This window comes from Roseibium sp., assembly GCF_025698965.1.
Classification (GTDB): domain Bacteria; phylum Pseudomonadota; class Alphaproteobacteria; order Rhizobiales; family Stappiaceae; genus Roseibium.
Genome location: NZ_JAILWL010000136.1, coordinates 1 through 13,241, shown reverse-complemented (window position 1 = coordinate 13,241; position 13,241 = coordinate 1). Strand labels below are relative to the sequence as shown.

At 54.5% G+C, this 13,241-nt stretch carries 11 protein-coding genes; 9 read left to right on the top strand and 2 right to left on the bottom strand.

Features of this window, described 5'->3' with window-relative positions; all coding sequences use genetic code 11:
• Window positions 1-586: 2-C-methyl-D-erythritol 4-phosphate cytidylyltransferase (ispD, locus tag K5905_RS12930; RefSeq protein WP_297584447.1), on the bottom strand; the 586-nt coding region annotated here is incomplete at its 3' end.
• Window positions 587-815: 229 nt separating this feature from the next.
• Between ispD and dusB the strand changes: the two genes are divergently transcribed.
• From dusB to hflX, 9 genes are all read left to right on the top strand, one after another.
• On the top strand, window positions 816-1,763 hold the full coding sequence (gene dusB / locus K5905_RS12925) for a tRNA dihydrouridine synthase DusB (RefSeq protein WP_297584452.1): 948 nt from the start codon (window positions 816-818) through the stop codon (window positions 1,761-1,763).
• Window positions 1,760-2,911, top strand: a complete 1,152-nt coding sequence (locus tag K5905_RS12920; protein ID WP_297584444.1) for a nitrogen regulation protein NR(II) — start codon at window positions 1,760-1,762, stop codon at window positions 2,909-2,911. The genes dusB and K5905_RS12920 overlap by 4 nt, the downstream gene beginning before the upstream one ends.
• Before the next feature lie 2 nt (window positions 2,912-2,913).
• Window positions 2,914-4,353 carry a nitrogen regulation protein NR(I) gene (gene ntrC, locus K5905_RS12915; RefSeq protein WP_297584441.1) on the top strand — a complete coding sequence of 480 codons (1,440 nt, stop codon included), beginning with the start codon at window positions 2,914-2,916 and terminating at the stop codon, window positions 4,351-4,353.
• Between the two features lie 339 nt (window positions 4,354-4,692).
• The gene (locus K5905_RS12910; protein ID WP_297584438.1) at window positions 4,693-6,957 is read left to right on the top strand and encodes a PAS domain-containing sensor histidine kinase; all 2,265 of its coding nucleotides are present in this window, start codon (window positions 4,693-4,695) and stop codon (window positions 6,955-6,957) included.
• On the top strand, window positions 6,947-8,314 hold the full coding sequence (locus K5905_RS12905; protein ID WP_297584436.1) for a sigma-54 dependent transcriptional regulator: 1,368 nt from the start codon (window positions 6,947-6,949) through the stop codon (window positions 8,312-8,314). The genes K5905_RS12910 and K5905_RS12905 overlap by 11 nt, the downstream gene beginning before the upstream one ends.
• Window positions 8,315-8,364: 50 nt before the next feature.
• Window positions 8,365-9,741 (top strand): Trk system potassium transporter TrkA, encoded by a 1,377-nt coding sequence (gene trkA / locus K5905_RS12900; RefSeq protein ID WP_297584434.1) that lies wholly within the window; start codon window positions 8,365-8,367, stop codon window positions 9,739-9,741.
• 100 nt (window positions 9,742-9,841) lie between these two features.
• Window positions 9,842-10,705, top strand: coding sequence for a D-amino-acid transaminase (locus K5905_RS12895; protein ID WP_297584432.1), 864 nt, complete (start codon window positions 9,842-9,844; stop codon window positions 10,703-10,705).
• A gap of 182 nt (window positions 10,706-10,887) precedes the next feature.
• On the top strand, window positions 10,888-11,145 hold the full coding sequence (hfq, locus tag K5905_RS12890) for an RNA chaperone Hfq (RefSeq protein WP_173006241.1): 258 nt from the start codon (window positions 10,888-10,890) through the stop codon (window positions 11,143-11,145).
• Window positions 11,146-11,265: 120 nt separating this feature from the next.
• Window positions 11,266-12,606: a GTPase HflX gene (gene hflX / locus K5905_RS12885; RefSeq protein WP_297584429.1), complete on the top strand. Its 1,341-nt coding sequence runs from the start codon at window positions 11,266-11,268 to the stop codon at window positions 12,604-12,606.
• A gap of 120 nt (window positions 12,607-12,726) precedes the next feature.
• Here the strand turns inward: hflX and K5905_RS12880 are convergent.
• Window positions 12,727-13,241, bottom strand: a 515-nt coding sequence (locus K5905_RS12880; RefSeq protein WP_297584426.1) for a MazG family protein, incomplete at its 5' end; no start/stop codon positions are given.

Below are 13,241 nucleotides of genomic sequence, written 5' to 3'. Positions count from 1 at the left end.
AATCATTCAAACCTTTTTGGGCTGCTTTTTGATGTGCTGACAGGATCTTTTCCAGCGGGAAGGCTTGTGGTGTTTGTGCCGCCCACAAACCTGTCCGGTCAATTGTTTCGAGCGGCCCTGCGGTACCCGGCTTCTTTTTCATAGTGTCCGTAACTTCAACCGCTGCAAGCGCTCCTTCTGCGCCCGACTCGAGAGAGGCTATCAGGCGATCGATCACGTCGCTGGTGACAAAAGGGCGTGCTGCGTCATGTATCAGCACATAATCGATACCCAGACCGGCCAAGGCCTTCAGTCCTTCCAGAACGGATTGCTGGCGTGTTGCCCCGCCAACGACCGGATCAGCCAGCTTAAGCAGATCATCTGAATGCAGGGCAGAGCACGCCTTTGCATAAAGATCTTTATCCTCCGGATGAATGACGGTGACGACCTTTGAAATCCGAGGATGATTCGCCAGAGCAATCAGTGTATGGGTCAAAACCGGACGGCCCGCCAGCAATCTATATTGCTTGGGGTGCCTGTTGTCGTTTGTCGCCAGGCGGGATCCGCGTCCTGCTGCCACAACAAGGGCTGCCGCTGTTTTCGCCATGGGCGGTGATCTCCAAGTTAGCCAGCCAGATTTATCTGTTGGACCGTCTTTAACTAAGAACTTGTCCTAACCGCAAATTTAGACTTGTTGCATTGCGGAAATTGTCTACAATATAGGCAGTTTTTAAAATGCACATGCAATGAGCAAGAGTGAGAGTCTTGTGTCCCATCTGAAGAATAATATTTCAATAGGATCGCATGTGCTGGCCAATCGGGCGGTTCTAGCTCCGATGTCCGGTGTTTCCGATCTTCCCTTCCGCAGGCTTGCGGCACGGTTCGGTGCGGGGATGGTTGTCAGCGAGATGGTTGCAAGCGAGTCCTTTGTAAAAGGGGATGCCGAAACCCAGATGCGGGCGGAGGCGCAGGACGACGGATTGCATGTGGTGCAGCTAGCTGGTCGTGAAGCTCGCTGGATGGGAGAAGCTGCAAAAGTGATCGCAGGTCTCGGCGCCGATATCATCGATATCAACATGGGTTGCCCAGCAAAGAAGGTCACCTCAGGTTATTCCGGTTCGGCCCTGATGCGTGATCTTGATCATGCGCTGACACTCATTGAGGCGACCGTGGCGGCGGTAGATGTTCCGGTGACATTGAAAATGCGCCTTGGCTGGGATGCCACAAGTATGAATGCACCTGAACTGGCCAATCGGGCGGAGGCTGCTGGCATTCAGCTGATCACCGTTCATGGACGTACCCGCTGTCAGTTTTACAAAGGGAATGCTGACTGGTCCGCGATTGCGAAAGTCAGGGAAGCTGTCTCCATACCTTTGATCGCCAACGGAGACTGTAAAGGGCCCGATGATGCTCTTCGTATGTTGAAAGTCTCGGGTGCGGATGGCGTCATGATCGGTCGCGGTGCCTATGGTCGGCCGTGGCTTCCTGGCCACGTGGGACACTTTCTGGCAACGGGAAAGCGTCTGGCAGCACCTTGTGGCTCGGAATTGGTCGATCTGGTTTCAGAACATTATGAGGCAATGCTCAGCTTGTACGGTCAGCACGGTGGTGTTCGGATCGCTCGCAAGCATCTGGGCTGGTATCTGGATGCGGCGAGTTCGAACGGCACACCGCAAATGCCTGGGGCGATGAAAAAAGTGCTCATGACGTCCCGTGATCCAAACGAGGTTCTGCGCCTCGTGATGGATTGGTTTTCTTCATCAAATGAACGGACAGCTGCGTGACGGAACATGATTCTGCAACAGGCCGGACGGCCGCGCTTGCCAGTGATGGGCCTTCCATCCTGGATGCGCTTCCTCATCCTGTTCTTCTGGTTGCTCCTGATGGTGTAATCGAATCTGCGAACATGGCGGCCGAAATCTTCATGCGGTCGAGCGTTTCTGTCTTGCGCCGTCATCCCATCAGCGACTTCGTTCCCTTCGGCAGTCCGTTGCTGACGCTGATTGAGCAAGTTCGCGAGCGCGCAGCTCCCGTCAACGAATACAAGGTTGATATCGGATCACCGCGCATTGGTGCTCCGAGGGTCGTCGACATCAATGCAGCGCCTGTATCCGATCGCCCAGGTGCGGTTGTTCTGATGTTTCAAGAGCGCACCATGGCTGAAAAGATTGACCGTCAACTAACTTCCAGAGGCGCTGCCAGGACCGTAACCTGCCTTGCAGCCATGCTGGCTCATGAAATCAAAAACCCGTTGTCGGGCATTCGAGGAGGCGCACAACTGCTCGAACAATCCGTTCCCGGTGAAGATCGTGCTCTGACGCGCCTCATCATGGATGAGACCGACCGCATCGTGAAGCTGGTGGACCGAATGGAGGTTTTTTCCGACGAGCGTCCGATCGAACGCGAGCCGGTCAACATCCACATTGTCCTCGACCACGTGAAACGCCTTTCGGACAACGGTTTTGCCCGCGGGAAGAAGATTGTGGAGGTCTATGACCCATCCTTGCCGCCGGTGTATGCAAATAAAGACCAGCTTATCCAGGTCTTTCTGAACCTGATCAAGAATGCCAGCGAAGCGATCGGTGATGACCCCGATGGAGAGATTAGGATTTCAACGGCATTCAGGCCGGGTGTCCGTCTTTCTGTGCCGGGTACGGAGGAGCGCGTCAGCCTGCCACTTGAGTTCTGTGTTGAGGATAACGGTCCGGGTGTGCCGGACGATTTGATGCCTCATCTGTTTGAACCATTCATTACGACTAAGACAAACGGGTCCGGGCTGGGACTAGCGCTCGTTGCCAAGATTATTGGCGATCATGGTGGTGTCATCGAATGTGATAGCCAACGACGCAAAACCGTTTTCCGTATCCTGATGCCAGCTTTTACCGGCAGCGGAATGTCTGTCTCCGACCGGACCAGCAAAGGAACTGATTGACCATGCCAACAGGAACGATCCTCGTTGCAGACGACGACGCGGCAATCCGCACGGTTCTCAATCAGGCCTTGTCCAGGGCCGGCTATACTGTCCGACTGACGTCGAATGCAGCAACGCTTTGGAGGTGGGTTTCCTCCGGAGACGGTGATCTCGTGATCACCGATGTCGTGATGCCGGATGATAATATTTTCGACGTTCTGCCGCGCATGAAGAAGATGCGGCCGGATCTGCCGGTTTTGGTGATGAGTGCTCAAAACACTTTCATGACGGCGATCAAGGCGTCAGAGAAGGGGGCTTACGAGTATCTCCCCAAGCCGTTCGATCTGAAAGAGCTGACAAACATCGTTCAACGGGCGCTGGAAGAGCCGAAAAGACGCCCCGACCTTGAGCTGGAAGATGCCGGTGAGGGGATGCCTCTGGTTGGTCGTTCGCCGGCAATGCAGGAAATCTATCGGGTTCTTGCAAGGCTGATGCAAACAGACCTCACGGTTATGATCAACGGTGAGTCCGGAACCGGCAAGGAGCTTGTTGCACGCGCGCTCCATGACTACGGCAAACGCCGGAACGGACCTTTTGTTGCTATCAACATGGCTGCAATCCCGCGGGATCTTATCGAAGCGGAACTTTTCGGTCATGAAAAAGGTGCATTCACCGGAGCGCAAAATCGAAGTTCGGGCCGTTTTGAGCAGGCTGACGGTGGGACGCTTTTCCTCGATGAGATCGGTGACATGCCGATGGAGGCTCAGACACGTCTTCTCAGGGTGCTTCAGCAGGGCGAATACACGACAGTCGGTGGCCGCACTCCCATCAAGACCGATGTGAGGATCATTGCCGCCACAAACAAGGATCTGCGTCACCTGATCAATCAGGGTCTTTTCCGTGAAGATCTGTATTTTCGTTTGAATGTCGTACCGATCCGCTTGCCGCCGCTGCGCGAACGTGTGGAGGATATTCCGGATCTTGTCAGGCATTTCTTTTCCCTGGTCGAAAAGGAGGGGTTACCGGCCAAGCAGATCGATCAGGGTGCATTGAATTTGTTGCGCCGCTACCGCTGGCCTGGCAACGTGCGTGAGCTGGAAAACCTTGTTCGACGACTTGCAGCGCTCTATCCGCAGGATGTGATTACCGAAAGCCTGCTTGAGCATGAGCTGAGCCAGCCTTCAGTGGCGCAGATCGAAGAAGATACTTCTGAAAACGTCAATCTGGGTGGATCCGTCGAGCGGTACCTGACTGGATACTTCGACACGTTCGGGGAAGCGTTGCCGCCTCCGGGGCTGTATCACCGCATTCTGCGTGAGGTGGAATACCCTCTGATAAGTGCAGCGCTTGCGGCGACCAGAGGAAATCAGATCAAGGCTGCCGAGTTGCTTGGTGTGAACCGGAACACCTTGCGCAAAAAGATCCGCGACCTGGATATACAGGTGATGCGTTCTACAAGGTAAAGTCGGTTGCCTGCTTCTGTTTGTCCGCTTCCTGGATCAGGCGTTGTTTCGCAACGCCTGCTGAAACTGCCGCCAATCGGCCGATGTTTTTCAAAATAGCGACCGATCTCTGAATTCATTTCGCGACCAATGACCGAGTAGCACTCGCGAATTTTTGCGATGGTTTTCATCGTTCGGTTAAATCGGTTTCAGTTGCCTCCGACTTTTCTTCGCTCATCCACTGCAATTTTTCCTGAGAATTCATCTCTGTCGCAATTTCGCAACATTGTGTGATAAGTTTGCCTCAAGCTTAGACAGCAGCCGCATTGCGTAAAGCGACAAAAGGCATTTTGAGGCCGAATGATACTGGAAACTGCACAGCATTCAGTTGCGCAATCAAGTTCGTCAGGACGATTTTGGCGCCGGGTTGGCCTGGCGATCATGGTCATTGCACTCGTTTCCATCGGTGTGACGTTTGCAATTCTGATGGGATTGACTTCCATTGATCCGACCCGCGACGTCATTTTGAAGGCAATGACGGTCAACGGTGGGTTGGCCGCCATTCTGCTCGGGGTTATCTCGCTCGAGATCTACAAACTTTGGCAGGCGCGCAAACGCGGTCGAGCTGCCGCTCGTCTTCATGTTCGTGTCGTTGCCCTGTTCAGCCTTGTGGCTGCAGTGCCTGCGGTTCTTATGGCTATTCTCGCCGCAGTTACGCTGGACCGCGGGTTAGACCGGTGGTTCGAAGACAGAACCCGACAGATTATCGATAACGCCCTCACTGTTGCCCAGGCTTACTTGCAGGAACATGCAAGGGTTCTGCGTGGCGATCTGATTGCCATGACCAACGATATTGATCGAGCCAAGGCGGTCTACGAATTCGAGCCAACGCGTTTCGACCAGTTTTTTGCGACGCAAGTCTCCTTACGCGGCATCCTTGGAGCCTTCATCCTGAACGGAAACGGGGACGTGGTGACCCGTGTCATTCTGGATCCCAATGCAGAAATTCCACTTCCGCCAGCCGACAGCTTCTTCAAGGCCAAATCCGGTGACCCCATTCTGATTGCACCTGGCAGTTCGAACATCGTCGGCGGGATCATGAAGTTATCCGCATATGATGATTTCTATCTCTATGCGGTGCGCGCGATTGATCCCAGAGTAGTCGAATATCTGCGATTGGCGGAAACCGGTGCGTCACAGTATCAGCAGATGGAAAATAGCCGCTTTGGGGTGCAGGTGGCGTTTGCGCTTGTTTATCTGGGTGTTGCGCTGGTTCTCTTGCTTTCCGCCATCTGGATCGGTTTCGGGTTTGCGAACCGACTGGTTTCACCAATCCGAACATTGATATCCGCCGCGGACGAGGTGGCCAAAGGCAATCTGGCGGTGAAGGTCAAAACCGACAAGTCTGGTGGCGATCTGGTCAATCTGGGGACGACGTTCAACAAGATGACCGGGCAATTGCTTGGCCAACGAGATGCCTTGCTTGCGGCCAACGAGCAGATAGACCGGCGTCGGCGGTTCAACGAGGCGGTGCTGTCAGGCGTTTCAACCGGTGTTATCGGGGTCGACGACGAAGCATCCATCATGCTGATAAACCGATCGGCACTTGAGTTGCTGCAACTTGATGAAGTTCAGATCCTGAACAAACCGCTGGTCGAGGTCGTTCCGGAGCTTGAGGAGTGCATTTCCGACGTTCTGAAGAACGAAAACGAGCGGCTTCCCGAAACACAGGTTGAAATTGCACGTGGTGGGCGGTTGCGCACGATCAATGTCCGGATCACAAGCGAACGGTCGACCCGGCGTGAGCACGGGTTTGTCGTGACCCTTGATGACATTACCGATCTGGTTTCCGCACAGCGCAATTCCGCCTGGGCGGATGTTGCGCGCCGGATCGCACACGAAATCAAAAATCCCCTGACGCCGATCCAGCTCTCGGCGGAACGTATCCGTCGCCGCTACGGTAAGCGAATTGAAGAGGATCGCGAGGTCTTTGACCAGTGTATCGACACCATCGTTCGGCAGGTCGGTGACATTGGACAGATGGTCGATGAATTTTCATCCTTTGCTCGGATGCGCAAACCGACGAAATCCAGTGGTGATCTGCGCGAAGCAGTGCGTGATGCTGCCTTCATGCAGTCAGTTGCCAACCCCGAAATCAGCGTGACAGCCGATGTGCCGGAGGTTCCGGTAAAGGCAGTCTTTGATGCCCGTCTGATCGGTCAGGCGCTGACAAATGTCGTCAAGAACGCTACAGAGGCAGTTTCCGCGCGGACCGGAGAAGACCTTCCGAAAGGAAAAGTCACGGCTCACCTCTACGAGGAAAATCATGGCGGTTCCGGCCGTCTCGTGATCGACGTCATAGACAACGGTGTCGGCTTGCCTGAGGAAAACCGCAGCCGGTTGCTGGAGCCCTATATGACAACGCGGGAAAAAGGCACGGGCCTTGGCCTCGCAATTGTCCGAAAGATTTTGGAAGACCACGGCGGTGGTATCGAATTACTCGATGCTCCCAAAACCAACCCTGAGGATACCGGTACTCTTGTTCGATTGACCCTGGCGGCGCGTGCCGAAAGCGAACCGGAGACCGAGCAACAAGATCAAGCAGTGACTGGCCATGGCACATGATATTCTAGTCGTAGACGACGAAACCGATATTCGTGATATGATCGCCGGTATCCTGGATGACGAGGGCTTCGGCACCAGGACGGCACATGATTCCGACAGCGCGCTTGCTGCCGTGAAGGAGCGTAAACCTTCACTTGTCGTTCTGGATATCTGGCTGCAGGGCAGCCGGTTGGACGGACTTGCTCTTCTGGACGTGTTGAAGGAAACCGATCCGGATCTGCCGGTGGTGATCATTTCAGGACACGGAAATATTGAAACCGCAGTTTCGGCGATCAAACGTGGGGCTTACGACTACATCGAGAAGCCCTTCAAGGCTGATCGTCTTATCCTGATTGTCGAACGTGCACTTGAAGCGTCCAGCCTGAAGCGGGAAATCCGTGATCTGAAGCAGCGCAGCGGTGAAACAAGCGATATCATTGGTGCGTCCTCGGCAGCTCACAACCTGCGGCAAACCATTCAGAAGATTTCAGGCACCAACAGCCGAATTCTCATTGTCGGGCCTTCCGGTTCCGGCAAGGAACGCGCCGCCAGAATGATCCACGATCAGTCACTGCGCGCGAAAAGCCCGTTCGTCGTGTTGAACGCCGCCACAATCACGTCTGCCCGCATGGAAGAAGAATTGTTCGGCATTGAAGACGAGCACGGCAATTTGCGGAAGATCGGAGCTCTGGAGGAGGCCCATGGCGGGACGCTCTATCTCGACGAGGTGGCGGATATGCCGGCCGAGACCCAGGGCAAGATCCTGCGTGTGCTCGTTGAACAGAGCTTTTCACGTGTCGGTGGCACTCAAAAGGTTCAGGTTGATATCCGCATCCTGTCATCCACATCGAAGAATCTGGAGGAGCACATCGCGTCCGGCCTGTTCCGCCAGGATCTCTATCACCGTCTGAGTGTCGTTCCGCTCCGGGTGCCGGGACTTGCCGAGCGGCGTGAGGACATTCCGGTTCTGGTGCATCACTTCATGGAGCAGATTTCGGCTGCATCGGGTATTCCTCTGCGTCCTATCGGCGACGATGCCATGGCAGTTCTTCAGACGCATGACTGGCCTGGTAATGTTCGGCAGCTGCGCAACAATGTGGAACGTCTGTTGATCCTCAGTCGAGGGGATCCCGACAGTACCATTACGGCAGACCTTCTTCCCGCGGAGATCGGTGAAACGCTTCCCAATCTGCCGACATCCGGAACCGGCGAACACCTCATGTCCGTCCCGTTGCGCGAAGCGAGGGAGATATTTGAACGTGAATATCTCCAGGCTCAAATCAAGAGATTTGACGGAAACATCTCGCGGACAGCTGAATTTGTCGGTATGGAACGCTCAGCGCTGCACCGCAAACTCAAAACCCTGGGTATGACCTGAGGCGGCTGCAGCAACCGGACTGAAGAGCGAAGCGGGAAAGGGGCCGTTCCATGAAAATCGTTATTTGCGGCGCCGGTCAGGTGGGATACGGCATTGCCGAACGCCTTGCGGCAGAGCAGAACGATGTTTCCGTAATTGATTCCTCGCCACAGCTGATCAACGCCATTGGCGATCAGTTGGATGTGCGCGGGTTCGTTGGCCATGGTGCGCATCCCGATGTGCTGGCCCAGGCCGGAGCTGAAGAAGCCGACATGATCGTCGCCGTGACCCTCTATGACGAGGTGAACATGGTGGCCTGTCAGGTGGCGCACTCGCTCTTTAACGTGCCGACGAAGGTCGCTCGCATCCGTGCGCAGTCCTATCTTCAGGGACATTGGCGCAATCTCTTCTCGCGCGAAAACATGCCGATTGACGTGATCATATCACCTGAAATCGAGGTGGGTGAAATGGTCTTGCGCAGGCTGGCATTGCCGGGCGCCGTCGAGACGGTTCGCTTTGCAGACGATCAGGTCGTCGTTGTCGGCATCATGTGTGAAGAAGACTGTCCGGTCGTGGACACACCCTTGCGGCAGTTGACCGAGTTGTTCCCGGATCTCGGCGCGGTCGTGGTCGGGCTCTACAGGAACAATAATCTCTTTGTTCCCAAAAGCAGCGATTCCATCCTTACCGGCGATCTTGCCTATGTGGTTGCCCGCAGGGACCAGGTGCGCAGAACGCTTGGCATCTTTGGTCATGAGGAACCGGAAGCTGCCAAGGTGGTCATCGCAGGGGGCGGGAACATTGGCCTTTACGTGGCCAAGGCGCTGGAAAAACGTCAATCGGGTACCAAGATCAAGCTGATCGAGGCTTCCAGAGAACGCGCAATGGCGGTTGCGGATGATCTCAAGCGGTCCGTTATCCTGCATGGCAGTGCACTTGATCAGATTATCCTGAACGAGGCGGATGCCGGTGATGCGGATACGATGGTGGCGCTCACCAACGAGGATGAGGTCAATATTCTCTCTTCGGTCATGGCTAAAAAGCTTGGCTGCAAGCGGTCGCTATCGCTGTTGAACAATCCCAGTTATCCGGCATTTGCCAACGCATTGGGCATCGACGCGTTCATCAACCCGCGAGCAGTCACGATATCCAGAATCCTGCAGCATGTGCGGCGAGGTCGTATTCGCGGTGTTCACTCGCTTCAAAACGGGGCAGCGGAGATTGTCGAGGCTGAAGCGCTGGATACGTCTCCACTTGTGGGAAAACCACTTCGCGTCATCGATCTGCCGTCCGGAATACGTGTCGGTGCTGTCTTCAGAGGCGGTGAGGTTCTGACGCCCAATGGAGATCTGCAAATCCAGGCGCAAGATCGGATTGTGATTTTTGCGGTTGCGAATCGTGTGCGGCAGGTTGAGCAAATGTTCAGGGTGAGCCTGGATTTCTTTTAACGCCACATGTCGTTTTTCTGGTCTTGCATTTACCTGACCAAGAGGTCAAAACTGCAACGAAACCAATCGGTTTAAAACCTGTAGCTTTTCTGGAGGGGCCATGAGCCGGATTGCATATGTAAACGGCCAGTATGTACGTCATGCTGACGCTGCGGTGCATGTTGAGGACCGTGGCTACCAGTTTGCAGACGGTGTTTATGAGGTTTGTGAAATCTGGAAAGGCAAGATTGTCGACATGCCCAGGCACCTGGATCGCCTCAACAGGTCCTTGAGCGAATTGCGCATCGATTGGCCAATGGCCCGCAGTGCGGTTGAATTCGTGCTTCGTCAGGTTATTCGACGGAACCGGGTCAGGGATGGGCTTGTCTATATTCAGGTAACCCGTGGGGTTTCGCGCAGAGATCACTATTTCCCGCCGGAAGATGTCGCACCATCGATCGTTGTGACGGCTCGTGCCACAAGTCCGGACGCTGCCAGGAAGCAGGCCGAGCAGGGCATATCCGTTTTCAGCTATCCGGAGAACCGTTGGCCGCGAGTGGATATCAAGACCATTGCGCTTTTGCCGAATGTACTTGCCAAACAGAATGCGAAAGAGCAGGGCGGCAAGGAAGCCTGGTATCTGGATGCAGATGGTTTTGTTACCGAAGGTGGATCGACCAACGCCTGGATTGTCACCAAGGAAGGCGTTTTGGTGACGCGACCTGCAGAAAGCGGCATCCTCCGGGGCATTACCCGCGCAGTCGTTCTAGATTTAGTACAAAAGGAAGGGCTGACCTTTGAGGAAAGGCCGTTTACCTTGGAAGAGGCTTTCGGAGCGAAGGAAGCCTTCGTCACGGCGGCCTCAACCCTTGTGATGCCGGTGACACGTGTGGATGACAAGATTATCGGCAATGGGCATCCGGGTTCGGTTGCAACCCGATTGCGCGATTTGTTCCATACTGCTACTGATTTGAAGGCGGTATGATTCGATTGGTCTTGTAAGGCCTTGTTGTGAAGACAATATGAGCTGGGGCAGACAGCTCTTTTGGTGGGCAAAACAAAGAGCGAGCAGAACGTCAAACAGCGTTTGAACAAGACCAGTTATTGACGGTAAGCTGCTGGAACGCCGGATGCTCGGCCGCATCCGGGACAAATAGGATAAAAAAACTGATGGCTGAGCGCGCACAAAATCTCCAAGACACTTTTCTTAATCACGTTCGTAAACAAAAAACTCCCCTGACGATCTTCCTCATTAATGGTGTGAAATTGCAGGGTGTCGTGACCTGGTTCGACAATTTTTGTGTCCTGCTGCGGCGTGACGGGCATTCCCAGCTGGTGTACAAGCATGCGATTTCCACAATTATGCCAAACGGACCTGTTCAACTATTCGATCAGGCTGAGGAAAACGCGGAAAAGGCTAGCTGATTGAAACCCAAGTCTCGCGCAGACGACTTTTCAAAATCAAACGGTGCTGAAGAGCCAGGTCAAAAATCGCTTAGAATTAAGGATACTGGGGTAGATCGTCTGCCCCAGCCTTTTCGTGCGATGTTGTTAGAACCGGTGCTTCAATTGCGCGGAGACAACGGACAGCAGGACCTGCGTGGCAACAGGAGCCCTGAGGCGCGTCTGGAAGAAGCCGTCGGTCTGAGCGCTGCCATCAATTTGACCATCGTTCATTCCGGGATCGTTCGCGTAAACAATCCCAAGCCGGCGACCTTGTTTGGTGAAGGCAAGGTGTCTGAACTTGCAGGTATAGTTGCGGGTGACGAGCTGGATCTCGTGGTGATCGATCATCCATTGACACCCGTGCAGCAAAGAAACCTGGAACGCCGCCTGAAAACCAAGGTGATTGACCGTACCGGGCTTATTCTCGAGATATTTGGCGACCGGGCACGGACCAAGGAAGGGCGGCTTCAGGTCGATCTTGCTCATCTGATGTGGCAAAAAAGCCGGCTGGTCCGCTCCTGGACCCACCTTGAGCGTCAGCGTGGTGGTGCCGGCTTTATGGGCGGGCCGGGCGAGACGCAGATCGAGGCTGACCGGCGACAGATACAAGATCGTATCATTGCTTTGCAGAAGCAGTTGGAAAGCGTTCGGCGTACCCGCGATCTGCATCGCAAAAAGCGCAAGAAAATCCCTCAGCCGGTCGTGGCACTTGTTGGCTATACCAATGCCGGAAAATCCACACTCTTCAACCGTCTGACGGAATCCGACGTCTTCGCAAAAGATCTCCTGTTCGCGACGCTCGACCCAACGCTGCGCAAGGTCACACTGCCGCATGGGAAGGAAGTGATCCTCTCGGACACGGTCGGTTTCATTTCCGACCTGCCGACACATCTGGTTGCAGCGTTCAGGGCGACCCTAGAAGAGGTTCTGGAAGCAGATCTCATTTTGCATGTACGCGACATTTCGCATTCGGACACGGATGCGCAGGCAGAAGATGTCAAGAAAACGCTTAATGATCTAGGCGTGGATGCGCAGACAGGTGCGCCGATTATCGAGGTTTGGAATAAGATCGATTGCCTTGATCCTGTTTATAGGGACAAACTTTTGGAGGAGGCCGGTGAAGAAGGGCCGGTGGCCTTGTCTGCATTGACCGGCGACGGAATTGAGCAGCTTTCGGCACGGATTGACGCCTTCATAGCCCAGCATGACGACATTCTGAGTGTCAGTATCCCGGTGCACGAAGGTGCGTTGCTTGCGAAGCTCTATCAATTGTCAGAAGTCCTGGAAAGGACTGACACGGAAGAATTCGTGACTATGGAAGTTCGTGTTTCGGACAAGCAACGCGGTCCCTTCAGGGATGTGTTCTCTGACTTCGTTCAGTCCGAAGTGGACACCCGGCAAAGTGACGACGAAATCGCAGCTGTGAACAAAAAGATCTAGACAGGCATCATTTTGTCTCACCGATGCCTGTGGTTAAGATGCGGCTCCTGCGGGATCCTAGTTTAATCTGGAACACATAGATAAGGCGACGTCTTTTCCCGGAGCGCGAGTTTTCCGGCATTATTTTGCCGACTTTGCCGCCTGCCAGGCTGCTTCCATCTCTTCGAGACTCATGGCCTCAAGTGTCGTACTGGTGCTTGCGGCATGGTTCTCAATCGCGGCAAACCGGTTCCTGAATTTGCGGTTCGTTCGTCTGAGCGCCTCTTCAGGATCTATATCGAGATGGCGTGCGAGATTTGCCAGCGCAAACAAGGTGTCTCCAAGTTCATCAGATATTCGATCCCTGTCTACAGTGTCATTCGAAAGTTCTTCGTCAAGCTCGTGCGTTTCTTCGCGGATCTTGTCCAGGACCAGGCGAGGGTCATTCCAGTCAAATCCGACTTTTGATGCGCGCCGTTGCAGTTTGTCGGCTTCTTGCAGGGCAGGGAAGGCGAACGGGACTTCATCCAGAAAGCTCTTTTTACGCTCAGCGATGCCGAGCGCATCCCTTTCGGCGCGTTTTTCGGCCTTTTCCTCTGCCTTGATCCGCTCCCATATGCCCTTGACGTGTTCTGCTTTTTGTCCGTTTTCATCTC